This is a genomic window from Pseudomonas sp. P4_C3, from assembly GCF_056402075.1.
In genome coordinates this window covers 1-24,157 of the sequence record NZ_JBFUIC010000064.1, presented here as the reverse complement: position 1 = coordinate 24,157, position 24,157 = coordinate 1, and the positions used below count along the sequence as shown (strand labels likewise).

The 24,157-nt window shown below is 61.8% G+C and carries 26 protein-coding genes; 8 read left to right on the top strand and 18 right to left on the bottom strand.

Annotated features, from left to right (window positions below):
- Positions 1 to 427: 427 nt before the first annotated feature.
- From AC1DVH_RS13465 to AC1DVH_RS13395, 15 genes are all read right to left on the bottom strand, one after another.
- Positions 428 to 967, bottom strand: a complete 540-nt coding sequence (locus AC1DVH_RS13465) for a type II secretion system protein (protein ID WP_477754210.1) — start codon at positions 965 to 967, stop codon at positions 428 to 430.
- Complete coding sequence (locus AC1DVH_RS13460; RefSeq protein ID WP_477754209.1) at positions 942 to 1,316, bottom strand: type II secretion system protein; 375 nt, start codon at positions 1,314 to 1,316, stop codon at positions 942 to 944. The genes AC1DVH_RS13465 and AC1DVH_RS13460 overlap by 26 nt, the downstream gene beginning before the upstream one ends.
- Before the next feature lie 4 nt (positions 1,317 to 1,320).
- Positions 1,321 to 1,794, bottom strand: coding sequence for a type II secretion system protein (locus AC1DVH_RS13455; protein ID WP_477754208.1), 474 nt, complete (start codon positions 1,792 to 1,794; stop codon positions 1,321 to 1,323).
- A gap of 2 nt (positions 1,795 to 1,796) precedes the next feature.
- Positions 1,797 to 3,623 (bottom strand): secretin N-terminal domain-containing protein, encoded by a 1,827-nt coding sequence (locus tag AC1DVH_RS13450; RefSeq protein ID WP_477754207.1) that lies wholly within the window; start codon positions 3,621 to 3,623, stop codon positions 1,797 to 1,799.
- Positions 3,620 to 4,138, bottom strand: coding sequence for a hypothetical protein (locus AC1DVH_RS13445; RefSeq protein ID WP_477754206.1), 519 nt, complete (start codon positions 4,136 to 4,138; stop codon positions 3,620 to 3,622). The genes AC1DVH_RS13450 and AC1DVH_RS13445 overlap by 4 nt, the downstream gene beginning before the upstream one ends.
- The gene (locus AC1DVH_RS13440) at positions 4,138 to 4,686 is read right to left on the bottom strand and encodes a pilus assembly protein PilO (protein ID WP_477754205.1); all 549 of its coding nucleotides are present in this window, start codon (positions 4,684 to 4,686) and stop codon (positions 4,138 to 4,140) included. The genes AC1DVH_RS13445 and AC1DVH_RS13440 overlap by 1 nt, the downstream gene beginning before the upstream one ends.
- Entirely contained in the window at positions 4,673 to 5,218 is a 546-nt protein-coding gene (locus tag AC1DVH_RS13435; protein WP_477754204.1) for a PilN domain-containing protein, read from the bottom strand. The genes AC1DVH_RS13440 and AC1DVH_RS13435 overlap by 14 nt, the downstream gene beginning before the upstream one ends.
- Position 5,219: 1 nt before the next feature.
- The gene (locus AC1DVH_RS13430) at positions 5,220 to 6,023 is read right to left on the bottom strand and encodes a hypothetical protein (protein ID WP_477754203.1); all 804 of its coding nucleotides are present in this window, start codon (positions 6,021 to 6,023) and stop codon (positions 5,220 to 5,222) included.
- Positions 6,004 to 7,710, bottom strand: a complete 1,707-nt coding sequence (locus AC1DVH_RS13425) for a GspE/PulE family protein (RefSeq protein WP_477754202.1) — start codon at positions 7,708 to 7,710, stop codon at positions 6,004 to 6,006. The genes AC1DVH_RS13430 and AC1DVH_RS13425 overlap by 20 nt, the downstream gene beginning before the upstream one ends.
- A gap of 84 nt (positions 7,711 to 7,794) precedes the next feature.
- Positions 7,795 to 8,328, bottom strand: coding sequence for a response regulator (locus AC1DVH_RS13420; protein ID WP_477754201.1), 534 nt, complete (start codon positions 8,326 to 8,328; stop codon positions 7,795 to 7,797).
- Between the two features lie 391 nt (positions 8,329 to 8,719).
- Positions 8,720 to 10,006 (bottom strand): ABC transporter substrate-binding protein, encoded by a 1,287-nt coding sequence (locus AC1DVH_RS13415; RefSeq protein WP_477754200.1) that lies wholly within the window; start codon positions 10,004 to 10,006, stop codon positions 8,720 to 8,722.
- A gap of 9 nt (positions 10,007 to 10,015) precedes the next feature.
- Positions 10,016 to 10,423 (bottom strand): SCO family protein, encoded by a 408-nt coding sequence (locus AC1DVH_RS13410; RefSeq protein WP_477754199.1) that lies wholly within the window; start codon positions 10,421 to 10,423, stop codon positions 10,016 to 10,018.
- Entirely contained in the window at positions 10,420 to 11,076 is a 657-nt protein-coding gene (locus AC1DVH_RS13405) for an SCO family protein (RefSeq protein WP_477754198.1), read from the bottom strand. Before AC1DVH_RS13405 ends, AC1DVH_RS13410 begins: the two co-directional genes overlap by 4 nt.
- Before the next feature lie 12 nt (positions 11,077 to 11,088).
- Positions 11,089 to 11,397 (bottom strand): hypothetical protein, encoded by a 309-nt coding sequence (locus AC1DVH_RS13400; RefSeq protein WP_477754197.1) that lies wholly within the window; start codon positions 11,395 to 11,397, stop codon positions 11,089 to 11,091.
- Between the two features lie 345 nt (positions 11,398 to 11,742).
- Positions 11,743 to 12,351: a lytic transglycosylase domain-containing protein gene (locus AC1DVH_RS13395; protein WP_477754196.1), complete on the bottom strand. Its 609-nt coding sequence runs from the start codon at positions 12,349 to 12,351 to the stop codon at positions 11,743 to 11,745.
- Positions 12,352 to 12,546: 195 nt separating this feature from the next.
- Here AC1DVH_RS13395 and gspG point away from each other — a divergent pair, with 195 nt between their 5' ends.
- From gspG to AC1DVH_RS13380, 3 genes are all read left to right on the top strand, one after another.
- Positions 12,547 to 12,981, top strand: a complete 435-nt coding sequence (gene gspG, locus AC1DVH_RS13390; RefSeq protein ID WP_477754195.1) for a type II secretion system major pseudopilin GspG — start codon at positions 12,547 to 12,549, stop codon at positions 12,979 to 12,981.
- Between the two features lie 14 nt (positions 12,982 to 12,995).
- Positions 12,996 to 14,183 (top strand): type II secretion system F family protein, encoded by a 1,188-nt coding sequence (locus AC1DVH_RS13385; RefSeq protein ID WP_477754194.1) that lies wholly within the window; start codon positions 12,996 to 12,998, stop codon positions 14,181 to 14,183.
- Between the two features lie 155 nt (positions 14,184 to 14,338).
- Positions 14,339 to 14,893: a hypothetical protein gene (locus tag AC1DVH_RS13380; protein WP_477754193.1), complete on the top strand. Its 555-nt coding sequence runs from the start codon at positions 14,339 to 14,341 to the stop codon at positions 14,891 to 14,893.
- 163 nt (positions 14,894 to 15,056) lie between these two features.
- Here the strand turns inward: AC1DVH_RS13380 and AC1DVH_RS13375 are convergent, their stop codons facing one another.
- Entirely contained in the window at positions 15,057 to 15,953 is an 897-nt protein-coding gene (locus AC1DVH_RS13375; RefSeq protein WP_477754192.1) for a LysR family transcriptional regulator, read from the bottom strand.
- A 142-nt stretch (positions 15,954 to 16,095) separates the two neighbouring features.
- Here AC1DVH_RS13375 and AC1DVH_RS13370 point away from each other — a divergent pair, with 142 nt between their 5' ends.
- Both AC1DVH_RS13370 and AC1DVH_RS13365 read left to right on the top strand, forming a co-directional pair.
- Positions 16,096 to 17,115: an alpha/beta hydrolase gene (locus tag AC1DVH_RS13370; RefSeq protein WP_477754191.1), complete on the top strand. Its 1,020-nt coding sequence runs from the start codon at positions 16,096 to 16,098 to the stop codon at positions 17,113 to 17,115.
- Between the two features lie 139 nt (positions 17,116 to 17,254).
- Entirely contained in the window at positions 17,255 to 18,682 is a 1,428-nt protein-coding gene (locus AC1DVH_RS13365) for a mechanosensitive ion channel domain-containing protein (protein ID WP_477754190.1), read from the top strand.
- Here AC1DVH_RS13365 and AC1DVH_RS13360 read toward each other — a convergent pair whose 3' ends face one another.
- Positions 18,683 to 19,582 (bottom strand): AraC family transcriptional regulator, encoded by a 900-nt coding sequence (locus tag AC1DVH_RS13360; RefSeq protein WP_477754189.1) that lies wholly within the window; start codon positions 19,580 to 19,582, stop codon positions 18,683 to 18,685.
- A gap of 97 nt (positions 19,583 to 19,679) precedes the next feature.
- Between AC1DVH_RS13360 and AC1DVH_RS13355 the strand changes: the two genes are divergently transcribed.
- The 3 genes from AC1DVH_RS13355 (at position 19,680) to AC1DVH_RS13345 (ending at position 22,861) form a co-directional block, all read left to right on the top strand.
- On the top strand, positions 19,680 to 20,618 hold the full coding sequence (locus AC1DVH_RS13355) for a LysR family transcriptional regulator (protein WP_477754188.1): 939 nt from the start codon (positions 19,680 to 19,682) through the stop codon (positions 20,616 to 20,618).
- Positions 20,619 to 20,778: 160 nt separating this feature from the next.
- Positions 20,779 to 21,819, top strand: coding sequence for an AraC family transcriptional regulator (locus tag AC1DVH_RS13350; RefSeq protein WP_477754187.1), 1,041 nt, complete (start codon positions 20,779 to 20,781; stop codon positions 21,817 to 21,819).
- 247 nt (positions 21,820 to 22,066) lie between these two features.
- A complete protein-coding gene (locus tag AC1DVH_RS13345; RefSeq protein WP_477754186.1) occupies positions 22,067 to 22,861 on the top strand; it encodes a carbohydrate deacetylase in 795 nt (264 codons plus the stop codon).
- Between the two features lie 366 nt (positions 22,862 to 23,227).
- Here the strand turns inward: AC1DVH_RS13345 and AC1DVH_RS13340 are convergent.
- A partial coding sequence (locus tag AC1DVH_RS13340; protein WP_477754185.1) for an IS1182 family transposase occupies positions 23,228 to 24,157 on the bottom strand: 930 nt, incomplete at its 5' end.

Here is a 24,157-nt window from a genome sequence, read left to right as displayed (position 1 = left end):
ATCCGGGGATGGGCGCGCAGCGCCGTTCGACGCAGTCGAACTCATTGCATGTAGGTCGAAGCGMAGCCGACCGGAGGGCAATGCCCCCGGATGAATACCGGAGCGAAGGAACSCCGAGCCTMAGCGAGGGGCCGTACGTAAGGGGCGAGACCTTTTGGTTACTTTTGGGGCGTTTGCCAAAAGTGACCCGCTGTAAGAGCGGAACCATAAGCGGCCGTTACCGCAGCAACGGATATGTACTCAATCAACAAAAGACAGGTCGGCTGTCAGGCCGCCATCGCGAGCAGGCTCGCTCCTACAGTTGGGCTGGGCACATCTGAAAGAAATGTGTCGGCTGGCAGGCCGCCTTCGCGAGCAAGCCCGCTCCCACAATTAGACCAAGTACATCTTACGGAAATGTGTTGGCTGTCAAACCCGCTCCTGCGGTTCAAGGCTGAAACGCCTGAGGCTCGGTGGACTGTGCTTTCGGCGGCCCGCCGGTATCTTCGAGGGAGGCTTTCTCGGCCACGAACTGCCAGTCCTTGTAGCTGGCCATGCCGTTGAAGTCCGACCACTCGCTGGGAAAGTTCACCTGCTTGAGCGGCTTCTCGGTGGACGGGCAGTACACACCGCTGATCCGTCCGTCGATACCGCGTATCAGCTCCCATTCGCCACCGGTCATCGGCTCCGGGTACAACTGCCGGATATGGTGCCTGGCCGACGGGAAACGCTCGTCCTGCAACAGGTCCGCGAGTTCTTTCGGGTACAGGGCGACACCAGGCGAACTGCGGTAATAGCTGCGCAGTGCCTGGGCATACTGCGTACCGACCCAGAGCAACTGGTTTTCGCGATCCCGGCGCGAAGCGGTGGCCCACAACTCGCCGGCACTGGCCAGGCCCATGCCTATCACGACAATCAGAAACAGCACACCCAGATAGGTGAAACCATCCTGGCCCGATGGCTTACCACTCGGAATACAGGCTGCCATCACGCGCCCTCCCGCTGGCTCCACTCTTGATATCGGCCACCCCGCCCGCCACGCCATCCGGTGGCGCGACCATGACCCAGGTGTCCTTGCGCTCGGAAATCGGGTCCAGCGGCTGGTTACGCAGGTACCGCAGTTCGACCAGCTGTTCGATGGAATCGGGATAACGCCCGGTGTCCCCGTAGTAGTGATCCAGCGCCTCGCGCATGGACGACAGACTCTGGTGCAGGGTGGTCTCTTTCGAGGCCTCCAGGCTGGTGAAGTAGCGTGGCAAGGCGATCGTCATCAGGGTCGCGATGATTGCCAAAACCACCATCAGTTCAATCAGGGTAAAACCCTTTTGCCGACGCATAGGCTCACCACTCTCGGTAGGCAATACCATTGAGACCCTTGCCCCGGACCTTGGAGTAAACGTCAAAGACGTCCTGGCCCTCCCGCGGGTCTTCAGCCGAACTGTCATAGGAACGCAGGCCCCAGCCGCCCCCGTCGTCACGCTTGACGGTTGCCAGCGGGTCACGGGGGATGCGCCGCAGGAAGTAGAACTTGGCACCCTTGGCGCTGCGCACGTCACGCACACCATCGACCAGCACTTTCAGGTTCGGCGGGTAGCCGTTGCTGTCGAGCGTCTTCTCGATGTAGCCGGCGTCGAAGGCGCGTTTGTAGGCGTCGATGCCATCGCGGATCTCGTACAGCGCAGTCCGCAGTTCCTGCTCTTTGCCCCGGCGCACCACCGTCTCGGTCAGCGGTGCGGCCATGCCGGCCAGCAGGCCGACCAGAGCGAGCGTCACCACGACTTCGACCAGGCTGAAACCGCGTTGCGAGGCGTTCATGATCAAGGCTTCCCAACGGTAACGGTGGTGGCGATCGGTGCGCTCATGGGGCCGGTCTGAACCGTCGTACTCATCGAACGGTCCGGTGCCTGGATGTGCATGCTGGTTTCGGTACCGGTCGGGAACTCCATGTCAGACGGGCTCTGGTACGGCAGGTTGCGCACGATCCGCGGGGTGATCGACAGCACCAGTTCGGATTTGCTGACGTCGTCCTTGTTGCTGCCGAACAGGCGACCCAGGCCGGGAATGTCGCCAAGGCCGGGAATCTTGTTGCCGGTGGCGCCGTGGTCGTTGCGCACGAGCCCTGCGAGGATCTGGGTTTCGCCGTCATGCAGACGCAGGGTGGTCTGGGCGTTGCGGGTATCGACCTGGACCGGAATGGTGCCCTGAGCGGTCGGCGTCAGCGGCGTGGCGTTACTGACTTCCAGCGCGATCTTGATCGCCACTTCGTTGTTCAGGTGCACGATGGGTTGCACTTCGAGCTTGAGACCGACGTCGAGGTAGGTCACGCTTTCGGTGATCACCGGGCCCTGGGTCGAAGGCACCGAGGTGGCACTGATGATCGGCACGCGCTGGCCGATGTGGATGCGCGCCTGTTCGCGGTTACTCACCCGAATTACCGGGCTGGCGAGGGTGTTGATGTCCTTGTCCTGGGCATTGATCTTGGCCTGCGGCGATGGCGAGATAGTGATGCGGCTGGAGTCGATGCCCTTGAGCTGATCGAGAATGGTCACCGCCGACCCGTCGCTGTTGACCACACCGAAGGTATTGGGCCATTGCAGGCCAAGGTCGAGAATGCGTTGGCGGGCGACTTCCATCACTTCCACTTCCAGCACCACTTCCGGGTTGGACTGGTCCTGGGATTGCAGGAGTTTTTCCGCCATGCGTACCGCATCACCGGTATCGCGCATGGTCAAGGTGTTGAGGCGCTCATCGACGAACACGTCGCGGGTCTTGAGCATGGTCTTGATCATGTTCAGCGCCGTGTTGGCATCGATGCTGGTCAGGTAGAAGGTGCGCATCACCAGCTCCTGGTAATCCTTGATCTTCTGCGGCGAGTCCGGGTAGATCAGCAAGGTGTTTTCGTTCACCACTTTCTGATGCAGCTGGTTCTGTTGCAGCAGCAGTTCCACGGCGTCTTCGATACGCACGTCACGCACGAAGATCGTGGCTTTCATGTCCGGGCGCAGGTCCTTGTCGAAGATGAAGTTCAGGCCGGCGACCTGGGACAGCACTTCGAAAATGGTTTTCAGGTTGGCATCGCGAAATTCCAGGGTCACCGGCCGGTCCAGGCGCGTACGCAGCTGCGGGTACTGCACTACGTTGCGGCTCTGCACCAGGCGGATGCTGTCTTGCAGTTCCAGGGCGCCGTCGTTCTTCGGGTCCAGTTCGAGAATCTGTTTGACCTGGCGGTCGGCACCGTAGATGTCACCGCGACGCAGGTCGCCACGGGCCAGTTCGAGTTTCTCGTCCATGCTGCGCAGGTAGTCCAGCTGGCGCAGGGAATCCTGGGCACGACGGTTGTTCGGTTCGATGTTCAAGACCCGGCTGTAAGTCATGCGGGCCCCGGCGAAATTGCGCTGGGCCCGGTCCATGTCGGCCTGGGTGAGCAGCGCCGTCACGGCGCGGGCCCGACCGTTGTTGAGGGCCATGTGCAGATCGGTATCGCGAGGGTTTTCACGCAATCCCTGTTCGATGCGAGCCAGACCGGCTTCGTATTGGCCGGATTCCATCAGGGCGGAAGCTTCATCCTTGGCAATCTGCGCCGAACTGCACGCGGCCAGCCCTGCACAGAGACACAGGCTCATCAGCAAACGGGATTTGTTCATTCCGTACTCCCCACAGACAAGGTCTGCGATAAATGCAGAGGCAGGTAGACCAGGCTCAGTTCCTCTTTGGAAATCCGCTCGATCCGCCAGGTTTCGTCGATGACATCCCCTTTGCGCACGACGTAGATTTTTTCGCCGCTCTGCAAAAACACCTGCAAATCGGAACGGTCATCCAGCCTGCCGACAAACTGGAAGGGCAATGGCGGTGCAGTGGGGACTTGCACCACCGGAGTCGCGACAACCGATTGTTCAGTGACGGTGCCGGGGGCCGGCGCCGCTTTCCAGCTGCGGGCGGCGAACAGGTCGCCTGCCGGGCTCAGGTCCTTGATCGGCGCTACCGCCGCGGCGCTCGATGCTGCCGCCGATGTGCCCGGGGCCTTGACCTTGGCTGGCGTGGTCACGGCGGCCACCACAGGGTCGCTGTCGTCAGCCTGTTTGAAGTATTCGGGGAACCAGGCGAGCGCTGCCGCTGCAGCGAAGAACGCCACCCACCCCACCATTCGCCTGGTATTCATCATGACCTCGACAGGTAAAGGGTCATGCGGATCCGCCCGGTCAGGTCGGTATCGGCGATCTTCTTGCGCTGAAACTCCACATCCTCCAGCACCACCGCCGGCAGTTGGCCGAGCAAGGCGTGCAGGAAACGCCGCAGTTGCGGATAGCTGCCGCGTACCGGCAGCAGAATCTGATAACGGGCCAGGTGCGTCTTGGGGTCCACGCCCAGGGAGTATTCACCCCGGGACAAGGTGATGTGTTCCTGGGCGGCCAGGGCGTAGATCTTGTCGATGGCCACGGTGGCCTGAGGCTGGGACGGCAACTTGCTGCGGAAATCGTCGAGCTGGCGCTGCGGCACCACCGGCGCAGCTACGGTGCCGTCTTCGACCTTGGCCAGATACTCGGTAGCCTCGCGAGTCTGCTGGCTGAGGCTTTGCAGCGACTCCCAGTCCGGCAGCAACCCGACCAGGCCATAGCTCAGCGCCAGCACCAGCATGGCCAACCCTGCCAGCCCTGGAACGCCCAGGCCTTGCAGGTATTCGTGGACGATCAATTTATGGATTTGCATCGCCGATCTCCCAGGTAGCCGACAGGTTGAATTGCACCGGGTGTTCCGGCACGTCGGCGACAATTTCGTGGCTCAGCAGCGACACGTCGGACAGCTCGTCGCTGGCTTCGAGGCGGCGGTGGAAATCGAGCATGGCGTCCAGGTCCAGCGCCTCGGCGCTGATCCGCACCTGGCCTTTGCGGGCGTCCGGGGTCAGGGTCAGCAGGGCAATGTTGTCCCGCGGCATGGCTTCGAGGGTGGCGAACAAACGTTCCCAGGGACGGCGCAACTGCTGGGAGACCTTGCGCATTTCGSCCAGGTTCTGCGCCTGCTCGCGGATTTGCGCCGGAGTCAGGCTGAGCTTGCTGCCGGTATCGCCGGTGAGCACCCGCTGTGTGGTTTGCAGGTGGCCTTGCTGTTGTTCGGCCTCGTTGCTCAGATGCTGTTGCACCAGAGCGCAAGTCAGGGTCAGCACCACGCCACCGGCCAGCAGGCTCCAGCCCAGGGGACCCGCACGGCGCCGCGGCTGAAAGTCGAGCATCAGGGGGCGCATGTCAGGCCACCGCCCGAGACATGACGTACAGGCAATCGCGTACGGCTGTCCGGTCTTCTTCGAGGTTGCGCAGATGCACACCGGGCACGTCGGGAGGCGAATCGATGCGCGCCGGTGCATGCAGGTAGACATTCAACGGTCGTTCGCTCGAGGAAGCCTGCAACTGGTTTTCACGGCCGATCAGCGCAGTCAGCGCGGCATCGCTGTCGCTGCTGCCCACCGAACGCACCGAGGTCCAGCGCCCTTCCCGGGCCAGCAGCAACACGCTGCGTACCGGTTCGGCGACCACGAACAGGAAGTCCCCGGCATCAAAGCTATGATCGAAATGGTTGAACGCCGCCATCAGGTACGGCTGCACCGAACGCAGGCGCAATCCGCGCGCGCTGACCAGGGTGCGCAGGCGTTCGAGCAAGTCCTGGGGCAGCGCGGTGGCGATGCGGTCGYAACCGGCGGGCTCAGGCGAGAGCACCAGGCTCCAGGGTTGCGTCGGGGCACCGTAGAGGTCTTCGAAACACAGTTGGGCGAAGCCGAGCAATTCGGCTGGGCTGCTGATCTGCTCGCTCCAGGGCACCAGGCAATAGCGGCTGAAGTGCCCGGAGATCACCACGGTCAGTTCCGCCCTGGCAACGGTGTGATCGGCCAGCAAATGGTCGAGAGTGTCGAGAGCCACCGTCCAGGCCTGGAAGCCTTCGTCGATGTAGCCGACGCTGCCCAGCCAACGGGTAGCACTGCCTTGCCGTTGCCCCAGGCCAACACCGCTGGCGCCGAGCACGGCAACGAATTGCTCACGAGACAAAAGTGACACGATTGATCTCCTCGAGAGTGGTCCGGCCTTGTTCCACCATCTCCAGCGCCGACTCGCGCAACAGGCGCAAGCCACGTTTGCAGGCATGCGCCTTGATTTTCGAAATGGGTTGGCGCTCGACGATCATTTGCCGCAGTTCGTCGTCCAGGTGCAGCAGCTCGGCAATCGCGCTACGCCCGCGATAACCGGTGCCCCGGCAATGCCCGCAGCCCTTGCCGTGGACGAACTGGTAGTGAGCGACCTTTTGCGGATCAAGCCCCGAGACCTCCAGCTCTTCTTCTGTCGGGCTGTAAGGGCTGCTGCAACTGGTGCAGACCAGGCGGATCAACCGCTGGGCCAGCACGGCGTTGAGTGCCGAGACGAGGCTGTAGGGGTCGATTTCCATCTGGGTGAAACGGCCGATCACGTCGAACACGTTGTTGGCGTGAATGGTGGTGAACACCAGGTGACCGGTGAGCGCCGATTGCACAGCGATCTGTGCGGTGTCCGGGTCGCGGATTTCACCGACCATGATCTTGTCCGGGTCATGGCGCAGGATCGAGCGCAGGCCCCGGGCGAACGTCAGGCCTTTCTTCTCGTTGACGGGGATTTGCAGCACGCCCGGCAGTTGATACTCCACTGGGTCTTCGATGGTGATGATCTTGTCCACGCCGTGGTTGATCTCGGTGATCATCGCGTACAGGGTGGTGGTCTTGCCGCTACCGGTAGGCCCGGTCACCAGCACCATGCCATAGGGTTCGGCGGCCAGCCGGCGCAGCTGGCGCAGGGTTTCTTCTTCAAAGCCCAGGGCCTGCAATTGCACGCCACAGACCYTGTCGGCAAGGTCCTGTTTGTCGAGCACCCGCAGCACTGCGTCTTCGCCGAAAATGCTCGGCATGATCGACACCCGGAAGTCGATCTGCCGGCCACTGATGCCGATCTTGAAGCGACCATCCTGAGGCACGCGTTTTTCGCCGATGTCCAGTTCGGCCATGACCTTGACCCGGGAAATCACCTGCTCGGCGAACTCGCTGCCCTGGATCTTGCTGATGTTGTTGAGCACGCCGTCGATCCGGTACTTGATTACCAGACCGCTGCCGGTGGTACCGAGGTGGATGTCGCTGGCGTGCATTTTCAGCGCGTCGTACAGGGTCGAGTTGACCAGTTTGACCACCACGCTGGAATCTTCGCTGATGCTGGTCAGGGACAGGCTTTGCAGGTTATCGATCTCGGCGCCGGCGTCGCTCTGGGCGTTGAGCGACTCCACCGCATGGAAGCTTTCTTCGTGGCGCGCCAGGTAGGCCTTCAGGTCATCGGCATGCACCAGGTACAGCGGCGCGCCGTGCAGGCATTCATCGATCCAGGCCAGGCGCGCACTGTCGAAGGGGTCGGCGAACACACCGATGACCGACTCGTCGTGACGCAGCAGGATGAATTCACGCTTGAGGCACTGGGCCAGGGTCACCCGGTCGAACACCGGGGTGGAACTGAACAGGCTGTCGGTGTCGAGCACCGGATAATGCAAAGTGACGCCCAGGCACCGGATGAAGGGCATGGGAGCCAGTTCACTCAACGCTGCGAGGGCGTCCAGCATCCGCTCGCCGGAACTGGTGGCCAGGGCTCGGGCCTGGGCCAATTGTTCACTGGTGAAGCGAGTCGGTACACATTCCGGTTGCGCCGGTTCTACGGCAAGGGATAGACGGTCCATGGCTTGCTCTCCAACGCCCCGGGCTTTGAGCCCTGTCGGCGCGGCGAGCCATTTCGGCGGGGGCCGGAACGTCCTGTCGCGCCACTACTCCCCGGTGAGCAATTGTTCGTCGTCTGGTGCCATGGAGGCCGATGTACTTTTTCGGCGATCTGCAAGCACCCAACTACCGTCGTACAACTGCAGCGGGAAACTCTCGGTCCTGCTCTGGCGTCGTTCGACGAATCCTTCGGAAGTGCTCACACCCGGTTTGGGCTCGCGCCGCCTGCCTAGAAGATCAAACACTGCACGGGCCAATTCCGCCAATGGAAAGGGTTTGAACAGGATATGGCTGACTCCCATTTGCCGGGCCCGCTCGCAGACTTCTGCGGTGGGGTGCCCTGTGATCAGCACAAAATGACACATCCTGTTCTGGCGGACGGCATCGAGCACCTGAAAGCCTTCCATATCGGGCAAGCGGTAATCGAACACCATCACATCCGGTGCGAAATCGTCAGCTACAGCGATTCCTCGTGCACCGTCGTGGGCAATCCGGACTTCCAGTGCTTGCGCCTGCAGGTAACCCTGGAGATTTTCCGCCAGCAACTGTTCGTCATCAACAACCAGTACTTTGTTTAACAAGGTGGACTCCTTGAAACCTCAGGTCCGGGTTTTGAACCTGGCTGAGTGCACGCCTTGACAGGGCTTATGCACACTTCACGCCAGGCTGGGTACCGGTATTTTCAGGTCTTCATGTCCTTGAATTTAAAAACAATGCCTACTCGTACAGCCATTCCATCCCCCAAAAACGGGGAAAGCGACCGGATTGGCATTGACGTTTTTTCCCCCACTATTGGGGACCCTCCCCTATTCATCGTCAATCCGCTCGATTCGATTGCGCGGGCTCAATTGCGCCGACGCCCTCATTACGGTTAAGCGTAGCCGCGCGGCTACGACAGTGGAAGCGTCTGCACCGGGCACCCATAGCGGCAGCAGGACCAGCAAAGTGTTGGGTTTCATGATCGGCCTCCGGTCAGGGCGTGGCAGCAGCGGGTTTATAGGGGGCGACCAGATAGAAACGCTGGTTCGGCAGATCCACCGTTACGATATGGGCACCGCTCAAGCCCAGGCGCCGGCCAGGACCAAAGCTCATCAGTGGTGTCAGCCCGGTATCGAAGTCATGCAGGCCTTCCAGCGCACTGATCAGCTTCTCGCGACTGGCATCCCGCCCGGCCTGCTTCATGCCTTCGCTGAGCAGCATCATCGAACTGAACGCGCCCACTTGCAGCACCGCGTGTTGGTCACCGAGGCCCTGGTGTTCGCGCAACTGGGTCAAGGCCTGGCGCCCGGCCAGGGTCCAGTCGCTGGGCACGAACGGATAGGCCAGGAACACCCGCCGGGAAAATCCGCTGGGCACCTGCATCAGATTGCCCGCCACCTGGTTCGAGGTGGCGAACAGGTAAGGCACCTGCCCCGCCGTTTGCAAGCGCTCGGCCAGTCGACTGAAGCCGCTGCTGCTGCCCAGGTAAAACACCGAGCGCGAGCCCAAGGGCAAATCATCCCTGCTCGGGTCGTAGGCTTGCAGACGCACCTTTTGCCAGGCGTGGCCCTGCAAGTACTGGTTGAGTTCCTGCGCCGCCAGCTGTTGGCCGGATTCGTCCGGATAGGCGATCAGCGTCGGCCCCTGCAGCACCCGCAGGCTGGCACCGGCGTAATCGGCCAGGGCGATCAATTGCTCGCGAAGCCCCGGCAGCGGTTCGAATATCTGCCGGCTGGTGTGGTGGGGCGTGCCCTGCAAGGACAGCGGCCCGATCAGGGGAATGCCGGCCTCTTCCAGACGCACGGCGAGGTCCATGTCCAATGCCGGCGCCAGCGGTGCAATCAGGGCAAACACCTGCTCTTCTTCGATCAACCGGTCCAGCGCCTTTTCGGCACTGGCGCGGTCGGCGCCGGGGTCGAGGATGGTCAGGCGCAACTGCCGGCCATGAATTCCGCCCGCCTCGTTGATACGCGCCACGCAGCCGTTGAGCACCGATGCCACCGTGGCGCCCTCTTCGCTCAATGGTCCGGTGGCCGGCAACAACGTGCCCAGGTACAGACTGTCGGGGGTCAGGCCCGAATCGCGGTCTTCGGCCAGGCGCTTGGCCGGCAGCACCATGTTCGATGCACCGACCCGGGCCATGACCGGTTCGCCGCTGGCAGACAGACCTTCGCCGTACAAGCGCTTGCCGGCACTTTCGCTGAGGCTCAGCGGCAGCGCCTGGACGCTGAGCGTGATGCCGCTCAGAAGTAGCAGGCCAAGGACGAGGGCAGTATTCATGGCCGTGGCTCAGCTATCGGCCACAGGCATTGTCAGCACCTGCAAGCGCTGGGCAATGGCGGCTGCCGGAGCATCGGGACGGATTTTGCTCCAGAGCTTGTTCGCCACGTCACCGACGATCGACTGGGTGGAGTGTTGCTCGAGGGTCGGCATGATCTGGCCGATGCGACCCAAGACAAGGTCCATTTGCGCCTTGTCGCCGGTAAGAAAAAACCAGTGGGGGTCATCGACGCCCTGTTTCAAGGTGTAAGCCTCGAGTACCGCCGGGGTGTCCCGCAGCGGATCACTGGTAAGGGAGATAAAGGTGATGCCGTCGGCCACCGTCGGCGCGGCCTGTTCATGCCCTTCGTGGGCAAATTCCATTGAACTGAAAATGCCGTGACAGACGCCCGGAGCGAACCAGTCGATGACTCTCATGGCTGATGCTCCATGGCGATGGCGGTGTGCTTGGCGTGGGCGTTGCGTTCACCCCTGAGCTTCTCGACGGCCCGGGCCAGCTCCGTCGGGTCGGTGAAACCGTAGTAGCGGGTCCAGAAACGGTTGTTGCCGTCCCCCACCAGAATCAGCGGCGAGTGGTTCTCGACGTCACCGCTGTAAGCGCCCAAGCCCATGAGGGTGGCAGTGACCGACTGCGGCGAGCCGGTCAGCCAGCTCCAGCCCGGCCCCTGCTGGAAGGTGCGGGCGTAGTCGTTCAGGCGTTGGGGATCATCACGCTGCGGGTCGATGCTGATCGACACCAGCTGTACCTCGGTGCCGACCCGCGCGCCCAACTGTTTCTGCACCTTGCCCATGATCGAGGACACCACCGGGCAGACCGTAGTGCAGCTGGTGTAGATGAAGCCCATGACCACGATCTTGTTGCTCACCAGGTCTTTTTCCAGGCTGACGACCTTGCCGTTCTGGTCCAGCAGGGTCACGTCGGCAAACTTGATCCGGGCGGTCTCCGGGCTGGCCTCTCTGGCCGCCATGTCGTGCCCGGTGGGCTCGTCCACCGAGTGAGCCAGCGCCTGGCCGATACCGAAGGCCAACAGACCGAACGTCAGCAGGCCGCGATGCGCGAATCGGTTCATGTCAGCTTCCTCTCAGTGGGTATCGCCGGGAATGGCCCGAACACCCGGCGCGACGCCAGACAAGGGTTGACCGGAGGTTTTGTCCGTCACTCGAAATTGCACGTCGGCAATGCCGCCCTCACGCAGTACGCCGTCCTTGGCCAGGGGCTTTACATCGAGGGCCACCGCAATCCCTTCACGTTCCAGCGTCCGGTCGCTCCAGGTATCGGGCAAGGTGATTTCGTCGAGCGCAGTCGGGGGCGCGGTCCGCCATACCCCGAACCCGATCAAGGCCATCCCGAGAATCACCGCGCTGCCAGCGATTGTGGTGGTCCTGTCCATATCAAAACTCCCCTTCAGAATCTCCGTGCCCCGTGCAGCTTCGCTCCCACGGGGGGGGCTAGCTGGCAATCGCGATGCCGAGCATCGATGTCACCAACAACAGCCAAATAATCAGGGACGGAGCGTGAGATAYGCCGATCATGAACTCGGGCCTCATTGCGGGTTATCAGTGAACACCTCTCGACAAGTTGTCCACAGCAATCCGCATGCCATAAAAAATCACCTTATTAATCAGCTGGATATATTCACGAATGGATAAACGGGGGGATATTCCCCACCCGACCCCCATTTTCTCGCCGGGGCCGCCATTCCCCACTATTGGGGAAACCACCCCCTGGGTCTCGATCACAGCGGCGCATCCGCGGACAACCCCTGTAAACGCCGATACTGGTTCAGCACGTTGGGCACATAACGCTGGGTTTCGGCGAACGGCGGGACCACGTTGCCCCGGCTGAGCACCGCTTGCGGGCCGGCGTTGTAGGCGGCCACGGCGAGGCGGATATCGTTGTCGAACATCGTCATCAGGCGCTTGAGATAGCGGGCGCCACCCTGGATGTTGGCCTTGGGGTCGTAGGCGTTGGTCACACCCATTTCGCGGGCGATGGCGGGCATCAACTGCATCAGTCCGCGAGCGCCCTTGGGTGAGGTAGCGCGGGCGTTGTAGCTGGATTCGGTCTTGATCACTGCGTGCAGCAGCGCCGCCGGTAGTTCATTGGCCGTGGCCGCCGCCGACACCAGCTCGGCGTAGGGTTGCGCGGCGATCATCTGCGGTTGCTGGTCGAGGCTGACGACCGTCGCTTCGGGCTCATGGATCACCCGTTCATAGTGGCGTCCAGGGCGGTGGACATTGGACAGGACATAGTTGCCCTTGGCGTCCAGGGAAACGAACACATCGGCCTGTGCGGCGCCAGCGAGCGCGAGTAATCCGAGCAATCCTGCGGTGATGGCTTTCATTGGCATGCCTCCCCTGCCCGGCCCCGAAAAATGGGGGTATTGCCCCAGTGGCCGGTAGTAAAACAGCCATACGCAAACACTGTGCCGTAAGTGAAAAGGCCCGTAGCACAGGGGGTGCAGAAGGATGTCCAGTCATGAGCATGGCAATTGCATGCGCCTGTATAGCGACTCTGCTGTCAACTGAGGGAGGTCATCATGAATCAGCGACCGTGTTTTGCCCGGCGCCCCCAAAGCGGGTTCACCCTGCTCGAACTGTTGGTGGTGCTGGTGGTACTGGGGCTGTTGGCCGGCATCGTGGCGCCGAAGTACTTCGCCCAACTGGGCCGTTCCGAAGTGAAAGTGGCCAAGGCGCAAATAGAAGGCTTGAGCAAAGCCCTGGACCTTTACCGCCTGGAGGTCGGCCACTACCCGTCGACCGAACAGGGCTTGCAGGCGCTGGTCACTGCCCCCGCCGATGAACCGCGCTGGACCGGCCCGTACCTGCAGAAAAAACTCCCGCAAGACCCCTGGGGCCACAACTACAACTATCGCTATCCCGGTGAAAACAGCGAGTACGACCTGTTGTCCCTGGGCAAGGACGGGCAACCCGGCGGCGAAGGCGAGAACGCCGAAGTCACCAACTGGAACTGACGGGAAAAGCGACCATGCGCTTTCATCTCAAAGCCGTCGGCAAGGCCGGTGTCGTCTCAATGACCGTCGAGGCGCCGGGACACAGCGAAGCCAGGCGCATCGCCGAAGACCAGGGCCTGCGAGTCGTCAGCCTGCACGCCGAGCGACATTGGCGAGCCTTGCGCCTGCACAAGCGCGAGACCTTCCACCTGGTATTGTTCAGCCAGGAACTGACCACATTGCTCAACGCCGGCCTGCCGTTGATCGATGCGCTGGAAAGCCTGGCGGAAAAAGAAAACGCGCCACAAGCCCGCAAGACCCTGAGCGAGCTGGTGCGCTTGCTGTACGAGGGCAAATCGTTTTCCCAGGCCTTGGGGCAGCTATCGGCGGTTTTCCCGCCTTTGTATGTGGCGCTGGTGCAGTCCAGTGAGAAGACCGGCGCCGTGGGCGATGCCCTGGGCCGGTATGTCAGCTATCGCCAGCGCATGGACGAGGTTCGCCAGAAGATCGTCAGCGCATCGATCTACCCCATGTTGTTGCTGGTGGTGGGAGGTGGCGTGGTGTTGTTTTTGATGGGCTACGTCGTACCGCGCTTCAGCCTGGTATTCGAAGGGCTGGGGTCGAACCTGCCGTGGATGTCGCAGGTCCTGATGAGCAGCGGCATGTTCCTGCACACCCACCAGGGCGAATTCTTCGGTGGCTTGCTGGCCATCATCGTCGCCCTCACCCTGCTCCAGCGCCAACCGGCCTTTCGTCGGGGGCTGGACCGCCTGATCGAAAAACTCCCCGCGGTGCACCAGCGCATCTTCATGTATGAGCTGGCGCGTTTCTACCGTTCGCTAGGCATACTGCTGCAAGGCGGCATTCCCCTGGTCACCGCCATGGGCATGGTCCGTGGCTTACTCAGCGTCGCCTCCCGCGCGCGCCTGGACCAGGCCTGCGACCGGGTACGCGAGGGGCAATCGCTTTCTACCGCGCTGGAACTCAATCACCTGGTGACTCCGGTATCCCTGCGCCTGCTGCGCGCCGGCGAACAGTCGGGCAACCTCGGGCAGATGATGGAGCGCAGCGCCGACTTCTACGACGAAGAAATCAGCCGCTGGATCGAATGGTTCGTACGGCTGTTCGAACCTCTGCTCATGACCTTCATCGGTCTGTTGATCGGGGTGATCGTGATCCTGATGTACATCCCGATTTTCGAATTGGCCTCGAGCATTCACTGACCTTATGGAACAGGGCCGCGCTGCCCGTTGCATCTTTTCAACCTTCCATTGAATAAATCAGTCCGTCGAGGTGTTTAACAAGTTCCCATGGGAAAAATGCAGCACGTTGCAATGTTCATCAACGTTCCAATCTGAACAAGAAGACGGAGAACGACATGCTCATCAATAAGCTTTTACTGGCAGTAGCTATTGGCGCGGTTCTGTCGGCGTCTACCGTATTGATTCCGGACAGCCTGTCCGGAGTATCCACTGCTCAGGCCAAGGATGGGGGTAGTGGTGGTGGCGGCGGTGGCGGTGGCGGTGGCGGTGGCGGTAGTGGCGGCGGTGGCAGTCACGGTGGAAGCGGCAGTGGTGGCAACAGCGGCAGCGGCCATAGCGGCGACCATGGCAGCAACAGCGGTCATGGCAGTGCCAACAGCGGTTCGAGCCACTCCGGAACGGCCTCGTCCTCAGGACGCAGCGGCACCCATGATGAACCTGGGGATGACCGTGGCGTCCATGCCAATGGCGAGCCCGGCGATGACCGTGGCGTCCATGCCAATGGTGAGCCCGGCGATGACCGTGGCGTCCATGCCAATGGCGAACCCGGCGATGACCGTGGCGTCCATGCCAATGGCGAACCCGGCGATGACCGTGGCGTCCATGCCAATGGCGAACCTGGAGATGATCGTGGTGCCCATGCCGAGCCCGGCGATGACAAAAGGACCTGATTCCCCCTGAAATCCATACAACACAAAACCCTGTGGGAGTGAGCTTGCTCCGGGCGGCGTTCCGACGATAGCGGAGTGTCAGGCAACAGAAATGTTGAATGATCGAATGTCATCGCGAACAAGTTCCCCACAGTGGCCAATGTGGCTCAGACAACCAGCCGCTCTACAACCCACCCTCAAGCCGATCCAGCCGTTCGCGCAAGAACTCGACCAGCGCCTGCACCGGCCGCGAACTCTGCCGGTGTTGCGGATAGACCGCAGACAACGTCAGCGGCTGCGGCCTGAAATCCTCCAGCACTTCCACCAGCCTTCCATCCTTCAGCGCCGAACCGACAATGAACGTCGGCAAATAGGTGATCCCCAGCCCGGCGATCGCTGCGTCCTTGAGCAGTTCACCGTTGTTGACCCGCATCCGCCCGCTGACATTGACGCTCAATGGCTTGCCCTGCCCCGCAAAACGCCATTGCACCTGACGACCATGGCCGTACGGCAGGCAGTCGTGTCCGTGCAAATCTTCAGGCTTGAGCGGCGTGCCGCGTTCGACCAGGTACGCGGGGCTTGCGCAGTACACCCGTTCAATGGAGGCAATGCGTCGGGCGATCAGCGTCGAGTCTTCCAGTGTGCCAATGCGCAATGCCAGGTCGTAACCTTCACCGAGCAAATCCACAGGGCGATCACTCAAATCCATCTCCACCGTCACGTCGCGATAGCGCTGCAAAAACACCGGCAACAGGCACCCCAGATGCGCCAGTGCGAACGACAGCGGCGCACTCGCACGAATGGTCCCCCGTGGCTCGGTGGTCTGGCCGGCGATGCCCTGCTCCACTTGTTCGACTTCGCTGAGCAGGCGCAAGGCTGACTCGTAATAGCTTTGCCCCAGCGGCGTGACGTCCAGCCGCCGGGTCGAGCGATTGAGCAAGCGCACGCCCAGGCGCTCTTCGAGTTGCATCAAGCGGCGGCTGACAAACTGCTTGGACAGGCCCAATTGATCGGCGGCAGCCGTGAAACTGCCGGAGTCCATCACCTGGCAAAAAATACGCATATCTTCGAAGGGGTTCATTGTCACTTCCCGGTTGACAGTCAAACACTTTATAGCCGCTTTTTCCCTTCCAGGCACCCTATTAATCTGTGTTCACGGTGTTGAATTCACCCTTGCAGCTCCTACCTAACCGCGTACACCCACGATCAAAAAGGAATTGACCATGAACCTCGTCCAGAAAACCCTGACTGCCTCCCTGCTCGCCCTTGCCGTCGGCAACGCGTTTGCTGCGGGCAGCCCGGGTGTCGAACACAACACCCAGGCCTTCCTCACAGCCCTCGCCGCCGGTGGTGGCAAACCGCTTGAACAACTGAGCCCGAAAGACGCCCGTGCGGTGCTGACCGGTGCCCAGGCGTCGGTGAAGGTTGACCTGTCCGGTGTCGAAATCAGCGACAAAGCGATCAAGGTCGACGGGCAGACACTCCACCTCAAAGTGGTGCGCCCGGCCAAGGTCAAAGGTGAATTGCCGGTGTTCATGTTCTTCCACGGTGGCGGTTGGGTACTGGGGGATTTCCCGACTCACCAGCGCCTGATTCGTGACCTGGTGGTGGGTTCCGGCGCGGTCGCGGTGTACGTCGACTACACACCGTCGCCGCAAGCGCATTACCCGACCGCGATCAACCAGGCCTACGCCGCGACGCGCTGGGTGGCCGAGCATGGCAAACAGATCGGCGTCGATGGTCAGCGCCTGGCAGTGGCCGGCAACAGCGTCGGCGGCAACATGGCGGCGGTCGTGGCCTTGATGGCCAAGGAGCAAAAAGCCCCGGCCCTGCGTTTTCAACTGCTGATGTGGCCGGTGACCAACGCACAGTTCGATACCGCGTCGTACCAGCAATTTGCCGAAGGCCATTTCCTCACCCAAAACATGATGAAGTGGTTCTGGGACAACTACACCACCGACGCCGGCGAACGTGCGCAGATTCATGCCTCACCGCTCAACGCCAGCACCGAACAGCTCAAAGGCCTGCCGGCCGCACTGGTGCAGACCGCCGAATTCGACGTACTGCGTGACGAAGGCGAAGGTTATGCCCGCCACCTCGATGCGGCCGGTGTGCCGGTAACCTCGGTCCGCTACAACGGCATGATCCACGACTTCGGCCTGCTCAATCCGCTGAGCCAGATTCCCGAAGTGAAAGCAGCGGTGCGCCAGGCTGCGCTGGAGCTCAAGACTCATTTGCAGTGAGTCCCTACCCTTCACTGCACACTGGTTGTGTGGTGAAGGGCTTTTCTGTGGGAGCGAGCTTGCTCGCTCCCACAGAAAAGCTCCCTCGCCACGAAAGCGGCCTGCATCTCGGCTACCTCATTTCTGCCGGAGCTCCCACATGTCCTTCCTTCTCAGTCATCTCCTGTCCCTGAGCACCCTGCTGCTGGCCATCGACGCCCTGCTCTGGCACCTCGCGCCATTCAAGCATCGCGTCAGCCGGGTCGGTGTGCGCCTGGCGCTGTTTCTGCTGTTCAGCGCAGTGATCATCAACGCCGGCGTCAGCCCGTTGCAGGCGCCATTGTTTGCCGATGATCGCGTGGCGCAGCTCGGGGCTACGGCGCTGGGAATTCTGTGGTGGCTGTACACCGCGCGGGTGCTCACGGAAGTCATCGGTCTGGTGTTGATGCGACGCATCGGCCACAGCGGCCGACTGTTGCAGGATGTCATCGGCGCACTGGTGTTCCTGGTTGCCGTCGTCGCCGCCGCCGGCTACGTGCTGGAGCTGCCAGTGAAAGGTTTGCTGGCGACCTCTGGCGTCGTCGCCATCGTGGTGGGTCTGGCATTGCAGAGCACCTTGAGCGATGTGTTCTCCGGTATCGTGCTCAACACCACCAAGCCGTATCAGGTCGATGACTGGGTTTCCATCGACGGTGTCGAAGGCAAGGTGCTGGACATCGACTGGCGCGCCACCCACCTGCTGACCAGTGCCGGCAGCACCGCTGTGGTGCCGAACTCGGTGGCGGCCAAGGCGAAGATCGTCAACCTCAGCCGCCCGACCAACCTGCACGGCGTGTCGATCAGCATTCAGGTGCCCAACCACATCCGTCCGCGTCGGGTACTCGATGCCCTGGACCGCACCCTTCAGGGCAGCAGCAGTCTGCTGCTCAACCCACCGCCGAAAGCCGTGCTCAAGGAGGCCGGCGAAACCATGTCCGAATACGTGGCCAGCGGCTTCATCGCCGAACTGGGCAAAAAGGGCGAAGTGCGCAATCAACTGTTCGACCTGGCCCATCGGCACCTCGAAGCAGCAGGCATTTCCCGGCAGCCCGATGGCGTGATCGAGCCGTCGACCCGCGCACGGGCCTTGCTCGATGAAGTGAAAATCTTCCGTTCCCTGAGCGCCGAGGAACGTGATCGTCTGGCCCAAAACATGGTGGCACAGCAATATGCGGCTGGTGAGGTGGTGCTGGATCTGGAGGAAGTGCCGGACAGTTTGTTCGTCATCGCCACCGGCGTGGTCAGCGCCACTGTCCCCGATGGCAGCACGCGGATCGAAGCCGGACGCATGGGGCCGAGTGAAGTCATGGGCGAACAAAGCATTCTTGCCGACACGCCGTCCCAGGCACGGTTCACCGCTCTGACCTCAAGCATCATCTACCGCCTCGACAAATCCCTGACTCGCAGTTGCATGGAGCAATGCCGCGAAGTCGACCGGGCGTTGAACAAGCTGCAAGCGGTGCGGCAGCAGAACAGCCGGATGGCATTGATGGCCAAACCGGTGGCGGTCAAGAAAGGTGGTTTTTTGAGCTGGTTGCAAAATCGTTGATCAAGGAGCGAGCTTGGTCCGGGCGGCGTTCCGACGAAGGCGACCTACCGGCCGACCCGATACATCACAGAGGCGAAACTGCTTGGGCGTAATCCCGAACTGCTTACGAAACGCCCGAATGAAATTACTCGGCTGCCGATACCCCAACCGCTCGGCAATCCGCTCAATCGGCTGATCACCTGCCGTCAACCAGTGCCGCGCCAACTCCAGACTGTCACTGCGGGTATGTTGCGCAGCAGCAGCCTGCCAGTGCCGCAACATGCTCTGATGCAAAAACCCATTGGCCCCCAGCAACGGCTCATCGAGACTGGCCGCTGGCAGGCTCAAACACGGATGTGACCCCTCCAGTACCTCGATACCGGCGCTACGCAACCACTGCCCGGCAGCCTGTTGCGGCGTCAGGCGAACGGCCACAAACACCTGCGCCGGCGCTCGTCCCAGGCGTCGGGCGATGTTGCGCACCAACGTCAGGGTCGCCGCATCGAGGCCGAAAAAATGCGGCTGTTGACCGGCACCGCGCAAGTGCAGGCGGGCCTGCCCGTCACCCTCCTCCAGTTCCGCCACTACGTAGTTGGTCACCCGTGGCAGGAAATCGGTGAAGCATGCCAGGCTCGCACGCAGGGTCGCTGCGGAGTCCAGCAGAATGTTCAGACCTCGCAGTGCGGTGGTCGCCATGCCGTTGACCAGTTCGCAGCCAAACGATGCGCCCGCGCCCGCACGCTCGCATTCACTCCACAGGCGTTCGACCAGGTGCGCAGGCACATGCAGGTCCTGACCTTCGAGCAACGACAGGCAGATGCCGGCCCGTTGCAGCAGTTGGTCCTGGCACAGGCCGGACTGCCGGGCATGGCTGAGAATGGTGCGGGTGAAGGCGCTGGAAATGAACGGTTGGCTGGTCATGGCAGGTTACGGCGAGAGGACAGGCGTGTACTTATGCCAGCCTCTGTGCTATCGATCCAATGCATTAAAAGTATCCACTGAATGCAGGAGACGCATGATGGACCTACGACAGCTCCGCCACCTTGTCGCCCTGGCCGATTACCGCAACTTCGGGCGTGCCGCCGAGGCGATCAATCTCAGCCAACCGGCCTTCAGTCGCAGCATCCAGACCCTGGAGCGCGACCTCGACTGCGCGCTGGTGGAACGCAGCAGCCGCGAATTCCGCCTGACCGGTCAAGGCGAACTGGTGCTGCAACATGCCCGGCGCCTGCTCGCTGGCAGCCAGGCCCTGCACAACGAACTGACGCAATACAACGGCCTGACCGGTGGCGAGCTGCGCTTCGGCTGCGGCCCGTATCCGGCCCAGGTGCTGGTGCCCGAAGCGCTGGCGGAGTTCATTCAGGCTCATCCGGCGATCCGCATCAGTTTCCACCAGGGCGACTGGGAACAACTGGCGGTCTGGCTTCGTGAACAGCAGATCGAATTCCTCGTAGCCGACGCGCGCTACTTCACCGGCGACCCGCAATACCAGGTACAGCTGTTGCGCCCCCGGCGCGGGTGGTTCTTTTGCCGTGTCGGTCATCCCCTGGCGCAGCAGCAGAATCTGTCCCTGCGCGCCCTGCTCGACTACGCGGTGGTTGGCACGCGAATACCGCCGACGATCCGCAAGATCCTCGCCGACGTGCAGGGCGAGGCGGACTTCAATCCGAGCGTGGAATGCGCGCAGTTCGACGCCATCCGCCGCGTGGTGATGCGCTCCGACGCGGTGGGCATCGCCACCGTGGAGGCCTTGGCCGAACTGGTCGACCAGGGCCTGGTCCGCCTGCTGGAATTTGCCGATGTACCCAAGGAGGATCCCGGCCTGCAATTGCACTACGGCATCGTCAGCCGCGCCGGCCACTCCCTGACACCGGCCGCGCTGGCGATGGTCGATGCGGTGCTGACGGTCGACCGGCGCTTGCTGGCGTCGAACCAGGCCCCTCAAGAAGTTGCATAAATCCCGGCGGCACGAGTGACCCTGCGCTGCTGGTAAATCGCATCGAAGGCGAGCAACACGTTCAAATCGAGCTGGCGTAAATCAAGCATGGTCTTGCTCCGGCAAATCGCTTAACGTCGGCCAGCCTGACCAGTGTTCCGCAACAAGCTGTGAGCCCTACATGACAAAAAGCGATCAGCCACTGCACGACCAATCAATACCCAATGCGTTCTACGCGCCGACCCTGTTGCCGGCCATCGAAGAGTTGCTGGCCCGCGGTGTGGACCGGGAACGCATCGAAGGCCTGTTGCGACGCAGCCTGTTCGAGTTGCGCACGCCATTCATGCGCATTCCTCTGTTCATATCGCGGCGCTTCTGGGCGTTTGCCCTGGAACAGACCGGCGACCCGCGGATCGGCCTGGCGGCCGGTCGGCGATTCGTTTCCACCGCCACCAACGGCCTGACGTACCTGTTCGACGTGGCCGACTCACTGGACAGCGCCTGCCAGTATTTCGTGCGTTTCTTTCCGTTTTTCAACGGGCACTTCCAGGCCCGGATCGTGCGCGGCGACGACAGCGTCGAATTGCACCTGCTCGACCGCGGCAGCGTGAAAACCAGCGCGTCAACCGCCGATTACATCCTCATCAGCCTGTGCAGCATGTTGCGGCGCAAATTCCTCGCCAGCGGCCTGGAGCGTGATCCGGTTCTGGGCGTCGGGCTGGCCGGTGCCTGCACGGCCAACCCGCAGGAACATGAACAAGCTTTTCGCGCACCGGTGCAATGGGGGCAGGCGCAGCACTCGATCCGCCTCGATCCACAGCTGTTCGTGATCCCGTTGACGCCGGGCAATCATGAACTGGAACACACGCTGGTCGAGCTGCTGGAGCAGACCCGACGCAACAGCGAACCGACCTTGCTGGAACAAGTCTGCGACCATTTGATCGTCGACCTCGCCGAGGCCAGCTGGCAGCAATTCTGCACCACCCAGCATTTGCTCGAGCGCACCGCCGCCCGACGCTTGAAGGCGTTGGGCTGGAGTTTTTCAGAGTTGCTCGACGAATACCGCCGCTACCGCACCGAAGACTTTCTGCAGGGGACCGACCTGGAACTGGTGGAGATTTCCGACCGTCTGGGCTACAGCGATGTGCAAAGCTTCAACCGTGCATGCCTGCGCTGGCTGGGGTGCGCGCCGGGTGCCTGGCGAAGCCGGCAAGGTCTATGAGAAACCACGCTCGTGCGMCACGGGAGCTTTGGATTTTTGCGTCCCCCCGGTTTCCAGCTACAAATGATGAGTGGGTTGAGTGTCCAGAATCCTGACAGCGGTTGTCACGGGTCGGATGTCGCAGGATGGCTTCGGTTCCAGAGAGGGCGCGCCCGCCGCGCAGAAGCCGCAGTCGCCACCCCGGCGCCCGGCGCAACACCTGTTGTCAAAAGGCCTGCGCCTACGGAAAACCTCAAGGAGGGTAAACATGCCCCGGCAAGTGATAGTCAACGCTGACGATTTCGGCCTCAGTGCCTGCGAAAACGCAGTGATCCTGGGCGCGTTCCAGGCCGGGCTCATCAGCTCCGCCACCGCCATGGCCAACATGCCGGCGTTCGAAGCGGCCTGTGCCATGGCCCGGCATCCATTGCTCGAAGGCCGCATCGGCCTGCACTTCAACCTGACCTACGGCCGTCCATTGAGCCAAAGCATTGTGCAACGCCCGACGTTTTGCGACAGTGCCGGCGTGTTCGACCTCAACCTGTCCCGCACCCGCCTCTGGCTCGGGCGCCGGGATCGCCACGCCGTACTGGAAGAACTCGAAGCCCAGTGGCAGCGCTGCCTGGACAACGGCCTGCGCCCCAGCCACCTGGACTCTCATCAGCACGTGCACAACATCTGGCCGATCGGCGAGATCGTCGCGCGCTTCGCCGCCCGCCAGGGGGTGCCGGTGCGTCTGGCGCGCAACCTGGGGCAAAACCTCAGCTTGCCCAAGCGCGTGTTCAAGGACCTGCTCAACCGTCGCCTGAGCAACCTGGCCGGCGCCACCGCCGACTACGTGTGCACCCCGGTGGATCTGCGCAACGCTGAGCCGCCACCCGACGGACTGCTGGAAATCGTCGCCCACCCGAACCAGCTCGGCGCCGACTTCGGCGATGCCTACCTGGAACCGGGAGAGTCCTTGAGTGCGTTGCTGGAACAGCGTTTGCCGGGTGTGCCGAGGGTGGCCTATACCGCTGCGGGCGATGCTGTGCCTCACCGTGCGCGGGCCGTTCTGGAGTAATCCGCAATCCCTGTGGGAGCGGGCTTGCTCGCGATGGCTATGTGTTGGGCGATGAGTATTTTGTAGGTGTACATATCCGTTTCTGCGGTCACGGCCACTGATGGTTCCGCCCTTACGGCGGGTCACTTTGGAAAAGCGGAACGCCGCCCGGCCCCAAGTAACCAAAAGGCTCTGCCCCTGACGTTCGGTGCCATCGGCCATCCATGGCCCAGAGTGTGTAAAAACTGGTTCAAACATCGTCGACGCGTAGCGTCGACGATGTTTGGCTGGCTAATTACACCTAAAGCGTTCTTCGTAGCTCCAACCCGCTTTTAATGCCACTAGTAACGCTTCTCAGCTCGTCCATCGGGCAAAACAGGGGGCTTTTCAGGCCGCCAGCGCTTTCATCAGATTCTGCGCGCCGAGGATTTTCATCACCCGTTTCAAGTTATAAACGAGCACGTTCAAGCTCATTTCGGCGCGCACCCCAGCAAGCCGTCGCGTCAGAAAATGCGTCGCACCCATCCATTGTTTGAGCGTCCCGAAGGGATGCTCGACGGTCCGCTTGCGGATGCTCATCATCTGCGGCGCATTGTCCAGGCGGACCTGCATTTCCTCCAGCACCGCCTCATGTTCCCAGCGACGAACCTTTCGCTCTCTGGCCGGTGTGCATTGTGCTTTTATCGAGCAGGACCGGCAGTTGGAGCTCCAGTAACTGTTCAGCTTCTTGCCTTTATCGACGTAAGAATTGCGCCAGATCAGCACTTCCTTGGCGGGGCAGACGTACACATCTTTGTCCGCGTCGTAAACAAACTCGTCATTGTTGAAGCGGCCATCGAATTTGGCGCGCGAGCTCAGCGTCTTCGGYACATAAGCGCTAATCCCTGCCTCGTGGCAGGCAAGGATCTCCCCGCTTTTGTAATACCCYCGGTCAGCCACCACCGACAACGATTCGAGTTTCATCGCCTCACGGGCCAGCAGCGCCATCGAGCTGAGCTGATCACGGTCRTGACCCTCATTGGTCACCTCGTGCGCGACGATCAGATGATGCTTGGTATCGACCGCCGTCTGTACGTTGTAACCCACGATCCCTTTGCCGCTTGTCATCATGGAGCGCGCGTCCGGGTCGGTCAGTGAGACCTGTTTGTCCGGCGACTCCTCAAGCTGTATTTCAATCGCCTGAAGYGCCTTCATCTGCTCCTTCAGTTTGRCGATTTTCTCTTCCAGGCCGCCTTTGGGCCCTGAAGACTTGGTCTCTTCSCGATCAGCTGCATCCAGCGCCTTTAGATAATTGGTGATGCTCGACTCGATTTCTTC

Coding starts and splice junctions, on each gene's coding strand:
- AC1DVH_RS13465 (WP_477754210.1), bottom strand. CDS start 967: ATGGCAGCCTGTATTCCGAGTGGTAAGCCATCGGGCCAGGATGGTTTC.
- AC1DVH_RS13460 (WP_477754209.1), bottom strand. CDS start 1,316: ATGCGTCGGCAAAAGGGTTTTACCCTGATTGAACTGATGGTGGTTTTG.
- AC1DVH_RS13455 (WP_477754208.1), bottom strand. CDS start 1,794: ATGAACGCCTCGCAACGCGGTTTCAGCCTGGTCGAAGTCGTGGTGACG.
- AC1DVH_RS13450 (WP_477754207.1), bottom strand. CDS start 3,623: ATGAACAAATCCCGTTTGCTGATGAGCCTGTGTCTCTGTGCAGGGCTG.
- AC1DVH_RS13445 (WP_477754206.1), bottom strand. CDS start 4,138: ATGAATACCAGGCGAATGGTGGGGTGGGTGGCGTTCTTCGCTGCAGCG.
- AC1DVH_RS13440 (WP_477754205.1), bottom strand. CDS start 4,686: ATGCAAATCCATAAATTGATCGTCCACGAATACCTGCAAGGCCTGGGC.
- AC1DVH_RS13415 (WP_477754200.1), bottom strand. CDS start 10,006: ATGAATACTGCCCTCGTCCTTGGCCTGCTACTTCTGAGCGGCATCACG.
- AC1DVH_RS13410 (WP_477754199.1), bottom strand. CDS start 10,423: ATGAGAGTCATCGACTGGTTCGCTCCGGGCGTCTGTCACGGCATTTTC.
- AC1DVH_RS13405 (WP_477754198.1), bottom strand. CDS start 11,076: ATGAACCGATTCGCGCATCGCGGCCTGCTGACGTTCGGTCTGTTGGCC.
- AC1DVH_RS13400 (WP_477754197.1), bottom strand. CDS start 11,397: ATGGACAGGACCACCACAATCGCTGGCAGCGCGGTGATTCTCGGGATG.
- AC1DVH_RS13395 (WP_477754196.1), bottom strand. CDS start 12,351: ATGAAAGCCATCACCGCAGGATTGCTCGGATTACTCGCGCTCGCTGGC.
- gspG (WP_477754195.1), top strand. CDS start 12,547: ATGAATCAGCGACCGTGTTTTGCCCGGCGCCCCCAAAGCGGGTTCACC.
- AC1DVH_RS13385 (WP_477754194.1), top strand. CDS start 12,996: ATGCGCTTTCATCTCAAAGCCGTCGGCAAGGCCGGTGTCGTCTCAATG.
- AC1DVH_RS13380 (WP_477754193.1), top strand. CDS start 14,339: ATGCTCATCAATAAGCTTTTACTGGCAGTAGCTATTGGCGCGGTTCTG.
- AC1DVH_RS13375 (WP_477754192.1), bottom strand. CDS start 15,953: ATGAACCCCTTCGAAGATATGCGTATTTTTTGCCAGGTGATGGACTCC.
- AC1DVH_RS13370 (WP_477754191.1), top strand. CDS start 16,096: ATGAACCTCGTCCAGAAAACCCTGACTGCCTCCCTGCTCGCCCTTGCC.
- AC1DVH_RS13365 (WP_477754190.1), top strand. CDS start 17,255: ATGTCCTTCCTTCTCAGTCATCTCCTGTCCCTGAGCACCCTGCTGCTG.
- AC1DVH_RS13360 (WP_477754189.1), bottom strand. CDS start 19,582: ATGACCAGCCAACCGTTCATTTCCAGCGCCTTCACCCGCACCATTCTC.
- AC1DVH_RS13355 (WP_477754188.1), top strand. CDS start 19,680: ATGGACCTACGACAGCTCCGCCACCTTGTCGCCCTGGCCGATTACCGC.
- AC1DVH_RS13350 (WP_477754187.1), top strand. CDS start 20,779: ATGACAAAAAGCGATCAGCCACTGCACGACCAATCAATACCCAATGCG.
- AC1DVH_RS13345 (WP_477754186.1), top strand. CDS start 22,067: ATGCCCCGGCAAGTGATAGTCAACGCTGACGATTTCGGCCTCAGTGCC.